This window comes from Achromobacter denitrificans NBRC 15125, assembly GCF_001571365.1.
Classification (GTDB): domain Bacteria; phylum Pseudomonadota; class Gammaproteobacteria; order Burkholderiales; family Burkholderiaceae_B; genus Achromobacter; species Achromobacter denitrificans.
The window spans coordinates 1-17,007 of sequence record NZ_BCTQ01000069.1 but is presented as its reverse complement, the minus strand read 5'-3'; the positions used below and the strand labels follow the sequence as shown (position 1 = coordinate 17,007).

At 68.5% G+C, this 17,007-nt stretch carries 15 protein-coding genes and 1 riboswitch; of the genes, 7 read left to right on the top strand and 8 right to left on the bottom strand.

Going from position 1 to position 17,007, the window contains the following annotated elements:
• The 3 genes from mgtA to ADE01S_RS30105 all read right to left on the bottom strand — a co-directional run.
• Positions 1 to 2,635: magnesium-translocating P-type ATPase (mgtA, locus tag ADE01S_RS30115; RefSeq protein WP_062685437.1), on the bottom strand; the 2,635-nt coding region annotated here is incomplete at its 3' end.
• A gap of 416 nt (positions 2,636 to 3,051) precedes the next feature.
• Positions 3,052 to 3,384 (bottom strand): hypothetical protein, encoded by a 333-nt coding sequence (locus ADE01S_RS30110; protein WP_062685436.1) that lies wholly within the window; start codon positions 3,382 to 3,384, stop codon positions 3,052 to 3,054.
• 446 nt (positions 3,385 to 3,830) lie between these two features.
• Positions 3,831 to 4,835: a sodium:calcium antiporter gene (locus ADE01S_RS30105; RefSeq protein WP_062685435.1), complete on the bottom strand. Its 1,005-nt coding sequence runs from the start codon at positions 4,833 to 4,835 to the stop codon at positions 3,831 to 3,833.
• Positions 4,836 to 4,913: 78 nt separating this feature from the next.
• Positions 4,914 to 5,079: riboswitch (yybP-ykoY riboswitch) on the bottom strand.
• Between the two features lie 122 nt (positions 5,080 to 5,201).
• On the opposite strand from ADE01S_RS30105, the gene ADE01S_RS30100 reads away from it, so the two are divergent.
• Positions 5,202 to 6,545: an aminopeptidase P N-terminal domain-containing protein gene (locus ADE01S_RS30100; protein ID WP_062685434.1), complete on the top strand. Its 1,344-nt coding sequence runs from the start codon at positions 5,202 to 5,204 to the stop codon at positions 6,543 to 6,545.
• A 45-nt stretch (positions 6,546 to 6,590) separates the two neighbouring features.
• Here the strand turns inward: ADE01S_RS30100 and ADE01S_RS30095 are convergent, their stop codons facing one another.
• Complete coding sequence (locus ADE01S_RS30095; RefSeq protein ID WP_062685438.1) at positions 6,591 to 7,055, bottom strand: TM2 domain-containing protein; 465 nt, start codon at positions 7,053 to 7,055, stop codon at positions 6,591 to 6,593.
• Positions 7,056 to 7,135: 80 nt separating this feature from the next.
• Here ADE01S_RS30095 and ADE01S_RS30090 point away from each other — a divergent pair, with 80 nt between their 5' ends.
• From ADE01S_RS30090 to ruvA, 6 genes are all read left to right on the top strand, one after another.
• Complete coding sequence (locus ADE01S_RS30090; protein ID WP_062685433.1) at positions 7,136 to 8,305, top strand: UbiH/UbiF/VisC/COQ6 family ubiquinone biosynthesis hydroxylase; 1,170 nt, start codon at positions 7,136 to 7,138, stop codon at positions 8,303 to 8,305.
• Between the two features lie 116 nt (positions 8,306 to 8,421).
• Positions 8,422 to 9,447 carry a tRNA dihydrouridine synthase DusB gene (gene dusB, locus ADE01S_RS30085; protein WP_062685432.1) on the top strand — a complete coding sequence of 342 codons (1,026 nt, stop codon included), beginning with the start codon at positions 8,422 to 8,424 and terminating at the stop codon, positions 9,445 to 9,447.
• A gap of 36 nt (positions 9,448 to 9,483) precedes the next feature.
• Positions 9,484 to 9,723, top strand: coding sequence for a helix-turn-helix domain-containing protein (locus tag ADE01S_RS30080; protein WP_006217670.1), 240 nt, complete (start codon positions 9,484 to 9,486; stop codon positions 9,721 to 9,723).
• A gap of 103 nt (positions 9,724 to 9,826) precedes the next feature.
• Positions 9,827 to 11,413, top strand: a complete 1,587-nt coding sequence (gene purH / locus ADE01S_RS30075; protein WP_062685431.1) for a bifunctional phosphoribosylaminoimidazolecarboxamide formyltransferase/IMP cyclohydrolase — start codon at positions 9,827 to 9,829, stop codon at positions 11,411 to 11,413.
• Positions 11,413 to 11,961 (top strand): crossover junction endodeoxyribonuclease RuvC, encoded by a 549-nt coding sequence (gene ruvC / locus ADE01S_RS30070; protein WP_062685430.1) that lies wholly within the window; start codon positions 11,413 to 11,415, stop codon positions 11,959 to 11,961. The genes purH and ruvC overlap by 1 nt, the downstream gene beginning before the upstream one ends.
• Positions 11,962 to 12,048: 87 nt before the next feature.
• Entirely contained in the window at positions 12,049 to 12,621 is a 573-nt protein-coding gene (gene ruvA, locus ADE01S_RS30065) for a Holliday junction branch migration protein RuvA (protein ID WP_062685429.1), read from the top strand.
• Here ruvA and ADE01S_RS30060 read toward each other — a convergent pair whose 3' ends face one another.
• The 4 genes from ADE01S_RS30060 to risK form a co-directional block, all read right to left on the bottom strand.
• On the bottom strand, positions 12,622 to 13,530 hold the full coding sequence (locus ADE01S_RS30060) for a complex I NDUFA9 subunit family protein (protein WP_062685428.1): 909 nt from the start codon (positions 13,528 to 13,530) through the stop codon (positions 12,622 to 12,624).
• Between the two features lie 103 nt (positions 13,531 to 13,633).
• Positions 13,634 to 14,599, bottom strand: coding sequence for a threo-3-hydroxy-L-aspartate ammonia-lyase (locus ADE01S_RS30055; RefSeq protein ID WP_062685427.1), 966 nt, complete (start codon positions 14,597 to 14,599; stop codon positions 13,634 to 13,636).
• Between the two features lie 83 nt (positions 14,600 to 14,682).
• Complete coding sequence (ruvB, locus tag ADE01S_RS30050) at positions 14,683 to 15,756, bottom strand: Holliday junction branch migration DNA helicase RuvB (protein WP_062685426.1); 1,074 nt, start codon at positions 15,754 to 15,756, stop codon at positions 14,683 to 14,685.
• Between the two features lie 54 nt (positions 15,757 to 15,810).
• Positions 15,811 to 17,007 (bottom strand): sensor histidine kinase RisK (gene risK / locus ADE01S_RS30045; protein WP_062685425.1); only part of this gene is annotated, 1,197 nt, incomplete at its 5' end.

Below are 17,007 nucleotides of genomic sequence, written 5' to 3'. Positions count from 1 at the left end.
CGACCATCAGCGTCATTCCCATCAGCGGCCACGCGGCGCGGCTCTGCAGGAAGGGAATCTTGCGCGTGCGGATCATGTGCACGACCAGCGTCTGCGACAGCAGGCCCTCCACGAACCAGCCCGACTGGAAGAGCGTCTGGTGTTCCGGGGCGTTGGCCTGGAATACGTACCACATGAGCGCATACGTGGCGATGTCGAATATGGAACTGATCGGCCCGAAGAACACCATGAACCGTCCCAGGCCCTCGGGATCCCATTGCTGGGGCTGCTTCAGCAATTCTTCGTCCACATTGTCGAACGGAATTGCCGTCTGGGAGATGTCGTACATCAAATTCTGCAGCAGCAGGTGGATGGGCAGCATGGGCAGGAACGGCAGGAAGGCGCTGGCCACCAGGACCGAGAAGACATTGCCGAAATTCGAGCTGGCGGTCATCTTCAGGTACTTGAGCATGTTGCAGAAGGTCTTGCGGCCCTCGATGACGCCGTCCTCCAGCACCATCAGGCTCTTTTCGAGCAGGATGATGTCGGCGGCCTCCTTCGAGATGTCGACCGCCGAGTCCACGGAAATGCCCACGTCCGCCGCCCGCAGCGCCGGCGCGTCGTTGATGCCGTCGCCCATGAACCCCACGGTGCAGCCCTGCGCGCGCAGGCTGCGCACGATTCTTTCCTTGTGCGCAGGCGTCAGACGGGCGAACACATTGGCCTCCCGCACGGCGGCGGCCAGCTGGCCCTCATCCATTTCCTCGATCTCGGCGCCGAGATAGACCTTGCGGACCTCGAAATCGACTTCGCGGCACACCTTCTGCGTGACCAGCTCCACGTCGCCGGTCAGGACCTTCACCTCGACGCCCGACTGCTTGAGCGCCGCGAGCGCGGGCCCGGTGGATTCCTTGGGCGGATCCAGGAAGGCGATGTATCCCACCAGCACCAGGTCGGATTCGTCGGCGACGCCGTAGGTTTCCTGGGTGGGCGGCATTTCCTTGACGCCCACCGCGATGACGCGCAGGCCGTCGCGGTTCAGTTCCGCCGTCACGCGGCGGATGTCGGCCTGCCGCGCCTCGGTCAGCAGGTGCACCTCGTTGCCCACGCGCAGGCGGGTGCAGGCGGACAGCATCTCTTCCAGCGCGCCCTTGCAGATCAGCTCATGATGATCGCGCCCGTTCTCGGTTTCGTTGACCACCACCGACATGCGGCGGCGCGAGAAATCGAACGGAATCTCATCGACCTTGCGGTACTTCGCGGCCAGGTTCAGCTTGCGCTCGACTTCGGCATGCTGCAGCACCGCCACGTCCAGCAGGTTCTTCAGGCCGGTCTGGTAGTAGCTGTTGAGATAGGCATAGGCGAGCACGTCGTCGCAGCTCGCGCCGTAGACGTCGGTATGCCGCTCCAGCACGATGCGGTCCTGGGTCAGGGTGCCGGTCTTGTCGGTGCACAGCACGTTCATCGCCCCCAGGTTCTGGATGGCGTCGAGGCGCTTGACCACCACTTTGCGCTGCGACATGCGCAGGGCGCCCTTGGCCAGGGTGGCCGTCACGATCATCGGCAGCATCTCGGGCGTGAGGCCGACGGCAATGGCCAGGGCGAACAGCAGCGCTTCCAGCCAGTCGCCCTTGGTGAAGCCGTTGATCAGCATGACGATGGGCGCCATGACCAGCATGAAACGGATCAGCACCCAGCTCACGCGGTTGATGCCTTGCTGGAACTGGGTGGGCGCCCGGCTGGCGTGGGTGACGCGGCCGGCCAGCTGGCCGAAATAGGTCCGAGATCCCGTCGCGACCACCAGGGCGCTGCCCGAGCCGCTGACCACGTTGGTCCCCATGAAGGCCATGTTCTCCAGTTCGAGCGCGTTGGCCGTCGAGGCGCGCTGGCGGGCGTGCTTTTCGACGGGCAGGGACTCTCCGGTCAGGGCGGCCTGCGCCACGAACAGATCCTTGGCGCCGAGGATGCGGCAATCGGCGGGAATCATGTCGCCGGCCGACAACAGCACCACGTCGCCCGGCACCAGCTCGGCCAGGGGAACCTCGACCTGCCTCGATCCGCTGACATGCAGCGTCCCGCCGAAAAAGCGGTGGACGCCGCTGCCGTCCGGATCGGCGGGATCGCTGCGCAGGACGGTGGCGGTGTTCTGCACCATGGCCTTCAGGGCCTCCGCCGACCGGTTGGAGCGCCGTTCCTGCGCGAACCGCAACACGGTGGAGATCAGCACCATGGATCCGATGATGATGGCCGCGGTCCAGGACTGGTCCTCGGGCTCGGCCATGCGGACGTCGGTGATCCACGACAGGATCGCCAGGGCCGTCAACAACAGGTTGAACGGGTTGCGGTAGGAGAGCCAGAGGTGGGCATACCAGGACAGCGGCTTTTCGTGATCGACCTCATTGGCGCCGTAGCGCTCGCGCGAGGTCTGGGCCTGGGCTTCGGACAGTCCGCCCCGGCCGCTGCCGAACAGGGAGAACAGTGCGCCGTCGTCCAGGCGCGACAGGTCCAGCATCTGCCGGTTGGCATGCCGGCCGACCTCGGAGGATACGGTGGCGGCATCCCCGGCCCGCAAGGGCATCGGCGAGCGGCGGAAATGGCGGCCGGTGCGCCGCAAGCCGGCGGCGGACGAAAAGAATGACTTCAGGAACTTCATCATCGGAGTGCTCCGGATTCTTGGTGTTGTCGGAGACACGGACGACCCCTCCGCGGCGGCCGCGCGCGGCCAGCCGGGACCGCGGCTTGCCTGAAGGGCAAACCGTCGGCCGGCTTACGGGCGTGCGCAGGCACCGGGGCGATGTTGCCGGTGTCCGGATCGCGTCATGGATGCGCCGGGTGCAAAAAACGGAAGGGGAGCTGGCGAAGGAATCCTGGCCGAAGAAAGCGGCGCACGCGAGGTGGGCCTGGCCGGGGATCCTGGGCTGCGGACTCCGTACGGACCGGATGGCTATCCGATCGTCGGCTCGCAGCGAGAAGACGGGTCAGACAGGCATGCCGATGCCGCGCACTGGGCGCAATCGAGGCTCGGGGTCTAAGGCACTGGGCATGATCTCTCCTGTGTAGAGGCTGGCGGCGTCAGGCCAGCGCGGCCTGCGCGCCGAAATGCACGTGGCGCACGGCGGGGTTGGCGCTCAGGCGGCGGGCCTGCGACATCAGTTCGCCCCGCAGTTCCGGGGGGCAATTGACGGTGATGCAGGCGGAAGCCATGCCCGGATCCCGGCCCTGATCGATCTGGACCTGCGAGACGGCGAGGCCGGCGGCGCTGAAATCCAGGTAGATCTGCTTGCGCAAGGCGCCCAGCTCGTCGCGCGGACAAATGACCGTCAGGCGCGAAGTGCCGCGGCGGCGGCTCAGGGCGGCGGCACGGTCCACGCCGTTGCGGCGCAGGAACAAGTCGAAGAAACGCATAACGACCTCCATTGCGAGAATGGGGAGCGTGATCGTGATTACGCGCGCACACCTGCGCGGCGCATGGCGAACGGGCACGAAAAACAAACGTGCGCGAGCGCGGGCGCTGCGGCTAGCGGCGGTTCTGGCGTTTTACGTTGGGGAGGTTCCCGGCAAGCCGCTGGCTTGCGCTGTGGTCCTGGCCGGAGCCGGGAGCCTGGGATACGACCGCAACCTGTTCAACAGGTTGCGGCAGACGGAGTTCTGCGTGGACCTGTCAAACAGCGGCGTCGATGCAAGATCGACAACTTTCGCCGGAATCGGTATTCACGAAGACTGCTCCTGGGATGGATAACGGGCAAGAGTTTACGCGGGTTTTTACTGATGGACAAGGTTTGCCCACGGAAAAAACGGGATTCGGTCCGAAAAAAAAAGCGGCGCGATCGGGATCCGCGCCGCCCGCCCGATCAAACGTAGAAATGCCAGCCCAGATAAGCGGCGAACAAGGCGTACAAACCGCCCACCGCGGACAGGGCGGGCACGCTCATGGCCGAGCGGTGGAAACGCAGCCACAGCAGACTGATCGACAGCATGGTGAACAGGCCGGCCACCAGCAGCGGGGCGTCGAGCATCCACGGCGTCATGAAGATGCCCAGGGCGCTGGGGATGGTGGCCTGGATCATCATGGCGCCCGAGATGTTGGCGAGCGCCAGGCGCTCCTTGCCCTGCCGCACCCAGATGAGCGCGTTCATGATTTCGGGCAGTTCGGTGGCGACGGGCGCCAGCAGCAGCGCCGCGACGTGCGGCGAGGCGCCCATGGCCACGCCCAGCACCTCGATCTGGTTGACGAACACGTGCGACGCCCCGGCGATCACCACCAGCGCCAGCACCGTCTGGACGATCGCCCAGGACAGGGCCGGATCTTCATCGCGCGGACGCAGCTTGAGCGGCTCCAGGTCTTCGCTGTCCAGGCTTTCCTCGTCATGGCTGAGTTCGCGCTTGACGTAGAGGCCGTAGGTTGCGAGGAACAGGATGCCCAGCCACGGCTTCCAGGCGAACGCCAGCAGCCCCAGGCCCACCTTGAAGATGAAGATGCCCATGAACCAGGCTTGGTCGCGGGCCAGCCGGCGCTGGTCCGCGTTGATACAGTCCGCCTGGTTGGGGCGTCCGCGGCGGGCGCGCCACAGGGCCAGGCCGACGACCGCATAGGCCAGCGTCGCCAGCACCAGCGGCCCGCCCATGGCGGCGCCGACGCCGATGTCTTTTTGTTCGGGGGTCTCGCCGAAGACCACGGCCATGAAGGTCACCGCGCTTTCCGGCAGGGCCGTGCCGAATGCGGCCAGCACGGTACCGGTGGCGGTGGCGCCCAGCTGGAAGCGATGGCCTACCCATTCGACGCCATTGACGAAGAATTCGCAGGCGAAATAGATCACTGCCGCGGACAGAAAGAACAGGAACAGGGTGAGCAACATATAGACGCAGCCGGACGAGCAGAAACCATTGGCGCGACATCGCGGCTCGCCCGGCTAGGGTGAACGCAATGCGGCCAAAGGTCTCGCCTGGCTGATCCATGCGGCGGGCGTGCCGCCGAGCATGGAAACCGCTAGCGCCATGGAGTTCTAGCGGCTGCTCCGCAGCGCTGAACCACCAAGTCTGTTGACGCTAGCTCCTTTGGGGACAAAGGATGGCTACTCCCCAATGACAGAGCCGCGATTGTAGCAGCTTGCCCGCGCCCGTCCAGCAATTCCCGCCACGGCGGCGCGGGGTGTCGGGTTTCGGGGATGGCGGGTAAAGTAAACGTCATCCGCATCTTTGCCGGGGTTCGCGCCCCGCCCGCCATGAGCCTGCCTCCCGACGACATCGCCCCTTTCGCCGCCCGGCGCCAGCGCCTGATGGACCAGATGCGCGCGGAGGGCGGCGGCATCGCCATCCTGGCGACCGCCCCGGAAGCCATCCGCAACCGCGACGCCGAGTATCCGTACCGGCACGACAGCGATTTCTTCTACCTCACCGGCTTTACCGAACCGGACGCCTGGCTGGTGCTGGTCGCCGGCGCGTCCGACCGCGCCCTGCTCTTCTGCCGGCCGCGCAACGTCGAGCACGAGATCTGGGAAGGCAAGCGCTTCGGCCCAGAAGCGGCCGCGGCGCATTTCGGCTTCGACGACGCCCACCCCGTCGACGCGCTGGACGAGCTGATGCCCTCGCTGCTGCTGGACCACGCCACGCTGTACGCCCCGCTGGCCGGCGACAAGCGCACGGACGGCAGGCTGCACCGCTGGCTGGCGGCGGCGCGCGAGGCCGCGCGCGGCGGCCATGCCCCGCCCGCCCGGCAGCAGGACATCCGCCCCGTGCTGGCGGAAATGCGGCTGCTCAAGGACGCCTCGGAGATCGCGGCGATGCGGCGCGCGGCGAAGATCTCGGCTGGCGCCCACGTCCGCGCCATGCGCGTGTGCCGCGCCGGCATGCGCGAATACGAGCTGGAGGCCGAACTGCTGTACGAATTCCGCCGCCATGGCGCGCAATCGGTGGCCTACAACAGCATCGTGGCCGCAGGCGCGAATGCCTGTGTGCTGCACTACCCCGCCGGCGAGGCCGTCCTGCGCGACGGCGACCTGGTCCTGATCGACGCGGGCTGCGAGGTCGACAGCTATGCCAGCGACATCACCCGGACGTTTCCGGTCAACGGCCGCTACAGCGGCCCGCAACGCGCGCTCTACGACCTGACGGTGGCGGCCCAGGAAGCCGCGGCCCAGGCCACCGCGCCTGGCCGCGACTTCAACGAAGGCCACCAGGCCGCCCTGCGCGTGCTGGCCCAAGGCATGCTCGACCTGAAGCTGCTGAAGGGGTCGCTGGACGGCGTGCTCGAATCCGGCGACTACAGCCGCTTCTACATGCACCGAACCGGGCACTGGCTGGGCCTGGACGTCCACGACGTGGGCGACTACCGCCAGCCCGGCCCCGCCCAGGGCTCGGAACGCCCCTGGCGCAAGCTGGAAACCGGGATGATGCTGACCATCGAGCCCGGCATCTACGTGCGGCCCGCCAACGACGTGCCCGAGGCCTACTGGAACATCGGCATCCGCACGGAAGACGACGCGCTGGTCACGGACGAAGGCTGCGAGCTGATTACGCGGGGCGTGCCGGTGCAGGCCGCCGAGATCGAAGCGCTGATGCGGGAATAGGCGCGGCCGGCCAGGCGCGGCCGGCTTAGGCGCGGCCCGCTGCCGCTAGAAGACGTAGCCGTCCAGCCAGCCCATCGCCACCCAGGTGTAGACCACGACCATGGCGACCGCGAACATGGAGGCAATCGCGCCGATCAGGCAGGCCAGGATGGCAACCAGCACCGGGCCCCAGCCCGTCTTGGTGGGCCGGCCCAGCCCGGGGTTGTAGAGGCGGTCGAACTTCTCGTCCGGCATCAGCGAAAACACCGCGCTTTCGATGAACCCGTCGATCATGGGGATGAACAGCAGGAAGAAGGCCGGGTTGTCGTACCAGACCGGATAGAAGCTATAGGCGCAGAAACCGCTGAGCAGGGCCAGCGCGGTCACCAGCCAGGCATGACGCCGCCCCAGATACCACCAATGCGCGCCGATCCAGCCGAACAGGCAGGCCAACAACCCCACGGCGACCTTGCCGCGCGGGCGGCGGGCGGATGCGGCGGACAAGGAGGAGGAAGCTTGGGCCTGCGTCATGTCGGTCAACCGGAAAGGGATGCCATGGCGCCACGACGCGCCGGCTGCCAGCGATTGTAGTGGACGGTTAAAATCCGCGGATGACCTCCTCCGCCTTCGACATTGCGATTCTCGGCGCGGGCCCCGTGGGCCGCGTGCTGGCCCTGATGCTGGCGCGCGTGGCGCCGGATCCGGCCCGCATTGCCTTGCTCGCGGGCAGCGCGCCCGCCCCGGCGACGCCGGCCGCCGCCGTGCCCGCCGCGGATCCCCGGGTGCTGGCGATGAACCACGGCAGCCGCGTGCTGCTGGAATCGCTGCACGCCTGGCCCGAGCGTTCGGCCGACATCCGCAACATCCATGTATCGCAACGCGGGCGGCTGGGCCGCACCCTGATCCAGAACACCGATTTCGGCGTGCCCCAGTTGGGCAGCGTGGTCGCGTATTCGGGCCTGCACGCCAGGCTGGACGAATGCGTGGCCGATTGCGGCGTCACCATCCTGACGGGGCCGCCCGCCCAGATCGGCCGCCAGGACGCCGACGGGGTGCGGCTCCGGCAGGGCGAGTCCGAGTTGCTGTGCCGGGTGGCGGTGCAGTCCGACGGCGCGAGCGCGACCGACCTGCGCCGCGACTACGACCAGCACGCCGTGCTGACCACCGCGCATGCCACCCTGCCCCGCCGCGGCTGGGCCTGGGAACGCTTCACCTCGGAAGGTCCGCTGGCCCTGCTGCCCCACCCGCAGACGCCGGACGCGTATTCGGTGGTGTGGTGCAGCGCGCCCGCCCGGGCCGCCGAACTGGCCGCGCTGGACAACGCCGCGTTTTCGCGGGCGCTGTCGGCCGCCTTCGGCGACCGCCTGGGCCGCCTGTCCAGCCAGGCGCCGCGCCACGTTTTCCCGTTGGCGCTCAGCGCCCGCCGCGCGCAGGTGCATGGCCGCGTGGCGGCCATCGGCAACGCCGCGCAGACCCTGCACCCCGTCGCGGGCCAGGGTCTGAACCTGGGCCTGCGCGACGCCGCCCGCCTGGCCCAGACGCTGGCCGGCTGGCTGGCCCATCCCGACGCCAATCCGGCCCCCGTCCTGGCCGAGTTCGCCCGGGCGCGCCACGTCGACCGGGCCATCACCGCCGGCCTGACCGACCTGATGCCGCGGATCTTCTCCACCGGCCTCGCGCCCGTGGAGCACGCCTGCGGCCTGGCCCTGTTGGCGCTGGACCTGGCATCCCCCTTGCGGGCGCCGCTGGCGCAGCACCTGCTGCAAGGGTTCCGCGCCTGATTCCCCCTGTGATCCGCCCCTTTTCGGGGCCGGATCGGTCTGTTTTCGCCTCCTCGCGTCGCCCGCCATTTGCCGGGTGAAAATGGGGGTTCGATCGAGCCGGTTAAAATGTGAGCATGCGCATAGGCCAATGGTCCCTTCCGAACAACGTCCTAGTCGCGCCCATGGCGGGCGTGACGGACCGTCCTTTCCGCCAGCTTTGCAAGAAGCTGGGGGCGGGCTATGCCGTCTCGGAAATGGCCGCCAGCAACCCCAAGCTGTGGGACAGCGTCAAGACTTCCCGCCGCCTGAACCACGACGGTGAAATCGCCCCGATCTCGGTGCAGATCGCCGGCGCCGACCCCGCCATGATGGCGGAGGCGGCGGTGTTCAACGCCAATAAAGGGGCCCGGATCATCGACATCAACATGGGCTGCCCGGTCAAGAAGGTCTGCAACGTCGCCTCCGGGTCGGCGCTGCTGCGCCACGAAGACCTGATCGCCCGCATTCTCGATGCCGTGGTCACGGCCTGCGCGCCCCTGGGCGTGCCGGTCACCCTCAAGACCCGGACCGGCTGGGACCGGGAAAGCCGCAATGCGGTCCGCGTGGCGAAAATGGCGGAAAACGCCGGCATCGCCGCCCTGACCCTGCACGGCCGCACCCGCGCCGACCTCTATACGGGGGAGGCGGAATATGACACTATCCGCGCCGTCAAGGCGGAGCTGTCCATTCCCGTCATCGCCAACGGGGATATCGATTCTCCCGAAAAAGCCAGGCGCGTCCTGGATTACACTGGCGCCGACGCGGTCATGATCGGCCGGGCGGCCCAAGGCCGTCCCTGGATTTTCCGCGAGATCGACCACTACCTGCGCACGGGCGAAACACTGGCCCCTCCCTCTTACGGGGAAATGCGCGAGCTGCTGCTCGAACATCTCGACGACCATTACCGGTTCTACGGCGAGCACACCGGCGTACGCACGGCGCGCAAGCACATCGGCTGGTACCTGGACGGCCTGCCGGGCGCGGACTCGTTCTGCGCCCACATGAATCTGATCGACAATACCCGAGACCAGTGGCGGGCCGTGTCGGACTGGTTCGACATCATCTCGCGCGACGGCGGTCCTCATCCGGCGCCGGTCGCAGAAGCCCTGCTGGCGGCATGACCGCCTCAACACCAACATAAAAATATCTGTACTCAAATGAGCAAGAAAGATGTCCTGGAAGAATGCGTGCGCGCCAGCCTGGAGCGCTATTTCGAAGACTTGGGCGAATCCGAGCCCCACGACATGTGGGACATGGTGATGCGTTGCGTGGAACGCCCGGTGCTCGAAGTGGCGCTGGAGCGATCCGGCGGCAACCAGTCGCGCGCATCCGAAATGCTGGGCATCACTCGCAACACCCTGCGCAAGAAGCTGCTGGCGCACAATATCCAGGTATAGTTTTCCCGCGCGGACGGCCGCCGCGAGGCGCCGCCCGCCCCTCCAGATTTCCCATCCTGACCAGAGCGAGAAAGGCGCAACCGCCCCACTCCCGTCCCTCACCATGAAAATCGAAACCGCCCTGCTTTCGGTGTCCGACAAGACCGGCATCGTTGAATTTGCCCGCGCCCTGGCCGCGCGCGGCGTGCGCCTGCTGTCGACCGGCGGCACCGCCAAGTTGCTGGCCGACTCCGGCCTGACCGTCACCGAAGTGGCCGCCCACACCGGCTCGCCCGAGATCCTGGACGGCCGCGTCAAGACGCTGCACCCGAAGATCCACGGCGGCCTCCTGGCCCGCCGCGACAGCGCCGAGCACATGGAGACGATCAAGGCGGCAGGCATTGATCGCATCGACATGCTGGTGGTCAATCTGTATCCGTTCCGCGAAACCGTGGCCAAGCCGGACTGCACCTTCGCCGACGCCGTCGAGAACATCGACATCGGCGGCCCGGCCATGCTGCGCGCGGCGGCCAAGAACCACGGCACCGAAGCCGGCGGCGTGACGGTCGTGATCGATCCCGTCGACTACTCGCGCGTGCTGTCGGAAATGGACAAGGGCGGCGTCTCCTACGGCCTGCGCCTGGCGCTGGCCGCGAAGGTCTATGCCCACACGGCGTCTTATGACGGCGCCATCGCCGCCTACCTGACCAGCCTGGCCGACGCCGAGCCCAAACAGGACGCCGTGCCTGCCCGCAACGAATGGCCGGGCACGCTGACCGTGCAGGTCAAGCAGGAACAGGCGCTGCGCTACGGCGAGAACCCCCACCAGACCGCCGCCTTCTACGTGGACGCGCAGCGTCCGGCCGGCCTGCTGGGCAACTACCGCCAGCTGCAAGGCAAGGAACTGTCCTACAACAACATCGCGGACGCCGACGCCGCCTGGGAATGCGCGCGCAGCTTCGAGGCGCCCGCCTGCGTCATCGTCAAGCACGCCAATCCCTGCGGCGTGGCGGTCGCGGCCGACACGCTGGGCGCCTACCAGCAGGCCTTCAAGACCGACCCGACCTCGGCCTTCGGCGGCATCATCGCCTTCAACCGTCCGGTGGATGCCGCAACGGCCGAAGCCGTGAGCTCGCAGTTCCTGGAAGTGCTGCTGGCGCCCGCCTATGACGGCGCCGCGCTGGCCATCCTGGCCGCCAAGAAGAACGTGCGCGTGCTCGAAGTGCCCATGGGCACGGGCCAGAACGCCTTCGACATCAAGCGCGTGGGCGGCGGCTGGCTGGTGCAGAGCCCGGACGCCTACAACGTCCCGCGCGATGCCCTGAAGGTGGTCAGCAAGCGCCAACCCACCGAAGCGGAAATGAACGACCTGACCTTCGCCTGGAAAGTCGCCAAGTACGTCAAGTCCAACGCCATCGTGTTCGTGGGCGGCGGCATGACCCTGGGCGTGGGCGCCGGCCAGATGAGCCGCATCGACTCGGCCCGCATCGCGTCCATCAAGGCGGAGAACGCCGGCCTGACCCTGAAGGGCTCGGCCGTGGCCTCCGACGCCTTCTTCCCGTTCCGCGACGGCCTGGACGTGGTGGTGGCGGCGGGCGCGACCTGCGTGATCCAGCCCGGCGGCAGCGTGCGCGACGATGAAGTCATCGCGGCGGCCGACGAGCACGGCATCGCCATGGTGCTGACCGGCACCCGCCACTTCCGCCACTGATGCGCGTCCTCGGCATCGATCCCGGCTTGCGCCGCACCGGCTTCGGTGTGATCGATGTCGACGGCCCGCGGCTGCGCTACGTCGCCAGCGGGACCATTGTGGTCCCGCCGGCGCTGACCCTGTCCGAGCGCCTCAAGGTCATCCTGGACAACCTGCGCGAAGTCGCGCGCGACACGCAGCCCGACGTGGCCGCGCTGGAAATCATCTTCCTGAATACCAATCCGGCCTCCACGCTGCTCCTGGGCCAGGCCCGCGGCGCCGCGCTGTGCGCGCTGGCCGACAGCTCGCTGACCGTGCATGAGTACACCGCGCTGCAGATCAAGAAGGCCGTGGTGGGCACCGGCCGCGCCGCCAAGGAACAGGTGCAGATGATGGTGCAGCACCTGCTGGCGCTGGACGGCGCGCCTTCGCCCGACTCGGCCGACGCGCTGGCCTGCGCGATCTGCCACGCCCACGCCGGGCCCATGCAGGAAAAGCTCGAACGCCTGGGCACCACCCTGCGCATGAGCGGCAAGACCCGCATCCGCAACGGCCGCCTGATCGGCTGAGCCTTCCGGCCCGGCGCGCCCCGCGTATAGAATCCCCGCATCCGCCGCGAATCCCGCGGCCTCACCATTGCCAGGCCTGCCATCACCATGATCGGACGCATCACCGGAACCCTGATCGAGAAACTCCCGCCCACCATCTGCGTGGACGTGGGCGGTCTGGGTTATGACATCGACGTGCCCATGAGCACACTGTATTCGCTGCCGGACACCGGCGCTCGCGTCACGCTCTACACGCACCTGACGGTGCGCGAGGACGCCCATATCCTGTACGGCTTCGCCACGGCCGGCGAGCGCAACGCGTTCCGCCAACTGATCAAGGTCAGCGGCATCGGCGCGCGGACCGCGCTGTCGGTCCTGTCGGGGCTGTCGGTGGCGGATCTGGCGCAGGCCATCACGCTGCAGGAATCGGGCCGCCTGACCCGCGTGCCCGGCATCGGCAAGAAAACCGCGGAACGCCTGCTGCTCGAAATGCGCGGCAAGCTGGGCGCGGATATCGGCGCCGCCGCGCATGCCACGCCCGACAACCAGTCCGACATCCTGAACGCGCTGCTGGCGCTCGGCTACTCCGAGAAGGAATCGCTGTCGGCCCTGAAGACGCTGCCCGAAGGCGTGGGCGTGTCCGACGGCATCAAGCAGGCGCTGAAAGCGCTGGTGCGCTGATTACAGGTAGCTCGGCGCGACGGCCTCCAGGCCGGTCGGCACCACGTGCAGCTCGGGGGCGATCGGCCCCGTGCAGACGTTATCGCGGCGCAGGGAATCCAGGTTGTCGCGCGACATCAGCGGCTTGCCCGGCAGGCATTCGAACAGCCGTGCCTGCATGCGGCCCACGCCCATCGGCATATTGACCACCGGCCTGGGATGGCCGCTCCAGGCGGCGCACAGGCGCGCGATCTCGCCCAGCGTGTAGACCTGCGGCCCGCCCAGTTCGTAGGTCTTGCCGCAGGTATGCGTATTGCCCAGCGCCGAGACGAGGGCGGCCACCACGTCGCCCACGTATACCGGCTGCATGCGCGCATGCGCGCCCGCCAGCGGCAGCACGGGCAGCCAGCGGGCGAGCCGCGCGAACAGATTCGTGAACTGATCGTCCGGGCCGAAGACCACGGACGGGCGAAAGATCGTCCAGCCGCCCTCGCCCCAATCGGCGAATTCCTTCTTGATGGCGGCTTCGCCGTCGCCCTTGGAGCGCTGGTACATGCTGTCGCCGTTGGAATCCGCGCCGAGCGCGCTGATGTGCAGCAGGCGCGGCACCCCCTGCCGGCGGCAGGCCTGCGCGATGCGCTGCGGCAGAAGCACGTGGGCCCGTGCGAAATCCGCGCCGTAGGGCCGGCCGGCATTTCCGTGCAGGATGCCCACCAGGTTAACGACGGCGTCGCAGCCCTGCGCCAGGCTGTCCAGCGTGGCGTCGTCGTGCACGTCGCGTTCGAGCAGGGTGACGGTGGGGAGGATCTGCAGATCGCGCCCACGGCTGAACAGGCGCGTGGGCACGATGATCTGATGCGGGTCCGCGGCGAGCCGCGCTACCAGGTGACGGCCGATGAAACCGGTGCCGCCGATGACAAGGATACGCATGTCGCAGCCCCTGTTCGTCAGGATTCAGCCCCGATTCTGCCCTGCACCGGCCCCAACCGCAAGCGCGTATCGGCGGCCCCGCCAGCGGGCTGCCGAGGGGCCGTCAGGCGGCCAGCAGCTTGGCGTAGGCCGGAAGGTCGACGTTGCCGCCGCTGATGATGACGCCGACACGGGCGCCGCGCACCGGCACCACGCTCTGCATCACGGCGGACGCGCCCAGGCAACCGGTGGGCTCCACTACCATCTTCATGCGTTCGGCGAAGAACTTCATGGTGGAGATCAATTGATCATCCGTCACCGTGACGATGTCGCGCACATGCTTCTGGATCAGCGGGAAAGTGAGATTGCCGAGATGCGTGGTGGCGGCGCCGTCGGCCAGGGTCTTGGGGGCCGGAATTCGGACGATTTCACCCTTACGCAGGGATTGCTGGCCGTCGTTGCCGGCCTCGGGCTCGACCCCGTAGACCAGGCAGCGCGGGCTGAGGGCAAACGCGGACAGGGCCGACCCCGCCAACAGGCCGCCGCCGCCCAGGCAGACGAACAGGTAGTCCAGCTCGCCCACTTCCTCGAACAGCTCCTTGGCGGCGGTGCCCTGGCCGGCGATCACGTCCTCGTGGTCGTAGGGCGGGATCAGCGTGGCGCCCGTCTCCGCCTGGATGCGGCGGGCGATGGCCTCGCGGTCCTCGGTGTAGCGGTCGTAGGTGACGATCTTGCCGCCGTAGCCTTCGGTGGCGGCGCGCTTGGCCGCGGGCGCGTCCAGCGGCATGATGATGGTGGCCTGCACGCCCTGCAGCCGGGAGGCCAGCGCGATGGCTTGCGCATGGTTGCCCGAGGAGAAGGTCACGACGCCGGCGGCCCGCTGCTCGGGCGTCAGGCGCGCGATGGCGTTGTATCCGCCGCGGAACTTGAAGGCGCCCATGCGCTGGAAGTTCTCGCACTTGAAGAACACCGAGGCGCCGCTGATCGCGTCGGCGGTGGCCGAGGTCAAGACGGGCGTGCGGTGCGCGTTGCCGGCCAGGCGCTCGCTGGCGCGGGCGACATCGTCGTAAGTGGGCAATTCGGGCTGCATGGGATTTCGGTCCTTGGGTCGCGAAAGGGAATCGGAACTCCAGGATGATAAACCCGCCGCGCGCCCGCGGGCGCCGGGCGCGCCTATTTGCCGAACAGGTCGCCCGACCCGCTGGCCGTGCCAGCGGGAGGGGCCAGCCCCAGGTGCCGCCAGGTGGTCAGCGTGGCGGTGCGGCCGCGCGGCGTGCGCTGCAGGTAGCCGTGCTGGATCAGATAGGGTTCGATGACGTCTTCGATCGTGTCGCGCTCTTCGCCGATGGCCGCCGCCAGGCTGTCCACGCCCACCGGCCCGCCGTCGAACTTGTGGACGATGGCTTCGAGCAGCTTGCGGTCCATCAGGTCCAGGCCCTGCGGGTCCACTTCGAGCATGGCCAGCGCGCGGCCGGCGACGTCCGCGTCGATGGTGCCGCCCGCCTTGACCTCGGCGTAGTCGCGCACGCGCCGCAGCAGCCGGTTGGCGATGCGGGGCGTGCCCCGGGCGCGGCGCGCCACCTCGGCCGCGCCGTCCGGCGTAATGCCGGCATTCAGCAGGCCGGCGCTGCGCGTCACGATGCGGCCCAGGTCGGTGGCGTTGTAGAACTCCAGCCGCGACACGATGCCGAAGCGGTCGCGCAGCGGATTGGTCAGCATGCCGGCGCGCGTGGTGGCGCCCACCAGGGTAAAAGGCTGCAGGTCCAGCTTCACGCTGCGCGCGGCGGGCCCCTCGCCGATCAGGATGTCGATCTGGAAATCTTCCAGCGCCGGATAGAGGATTTCCTCGACCACGGGCGACAGGCGGTGGATCTCGTCGATGAACAGGACATCGTTCTTTTCGAGGTTGGTCAGGAGCGCGGCCAGGTCGCCGGGGCGCTCCAGCACCGGGCCGGACGTCTGGCGCAGCTGCACGCCCATTTCGTGCGCGATGATGTGGGCCAGCGTGGTCTTGCCCAGGCCCGGGGGGCCGAACAGCAGCACGTGGTCCAACGCCTCGCCGCGCTTCCTGGCGGCGGCGATGAAGATTTCGAGTTGTTCGCGGGCGCGCTGCTGCCCCACGTATTCATCCAGCGCCTTGGGCCGCAGGGCGCGTTCGATCGACTCCTCACTGGGAGACACCGGCTGCGGCGCCACGATACGGGGGGCGTCGGGACGGGAAGAAAGCGAGTCGGACTGGATGGCCATGGTGCGGAAACGGCAAAGGACGAAGCAAGATGCATCGTACCGTATGAACCGGCCCTAGGCCGTCTCGGACAGCGGCAGCCTGACCCGCACGCACAGCCCGCCGGACTCGGCCTCGCTCAGTTCCAGCGATCCGCCGTGGGCGCGCGCGATGGCCTCGGCCAGGGCCAGACCCAGCCCGACGCTGCCGGTGCGCGTGCGCGCGTCGTCCAGCCGGCTGAAGGGGCGCAAGGCCTCCTGGCGGCGCTCCGGCACGATGCCCGGGCCATGGTCGGCCACGTCCAGCACCGCGTAGCGCCCTTCCCGGCGCAGCGCCACGTCGACCGGCGGCGCGCCGTGGTTCAGGGCATTGCCGATCAGGTTGTCCAGCAGGCGGCCCAGCGCCACGGCATCGGCCTGTACCACCAGGGCCGCCTCGTCGTCGGCGATCCGCAGGTGGATGTCGGTGCCGGCGCCATGCCAGGCGCCCACGCGCTCGGTCAGCCAGTCGCCCAGGACCATGGAGGAGTAGCGGTAGGCGGCCGGATCGGTTCCGCGCACGAAGCCGATGAACTGGTCGACCATGTGCTGCATGTCCTGCAGGTCGGCCCGCAGGCCCTCTTTCAGCTTGGAGTCGTCGGCCAGCTCGATGCGCAGCCACATCCGCGACAGCGGCCCCTTCAGGTCGTGCGGCAGGCCGGACAACAGGGTGCGGCGCACCGAGTCGGACTCGGACAGCGCGTCCAGCATGGCGTTGAAGCGCTCGCCCAGCACCCGGGTTTCGTGCGGGCCCGACGGTTCGACGCGCTGCGGCTGCCCCGCCGCCAGCCGGTCGGCGGCGTCGGCCAGGCGGGTGATCGGGCGCGTGATGTGCCAGGAGAAGCCCACGGCCAGCAACAATAGCAGCCCCAGCCCGCCCAGCCAGGCGGCGATGAAGGGCGTGGCCACCGGCGGATCCAGGCGATCCAGCGGGATGACCAGCCATTCGCGCAGGCGCGGCACGTCCTCGCTGGCCGAGTTGGGGGCCAGCGAAATGAAGATTTCCGGAGTGGGGCCGCGCGACAGCGCCACGCGCGTGCCGTCGTTCAAGCGCTCGTTGAGCTGCTGCACCAGCACCCGCAGGTCGCGGCGGATATCGTCCGGCTCGGGCTTGTAGCGCCGCATGTGCTCTTCATGCTCGCGCGCGCGCTGGTCCTCGCGCTCGTCGTCGCGCACTTCGGGCGGCGGCGGCGCCGGCGGCCCGTGCAGTTGCGCATCGGCCCCGGGAGGCGGCGC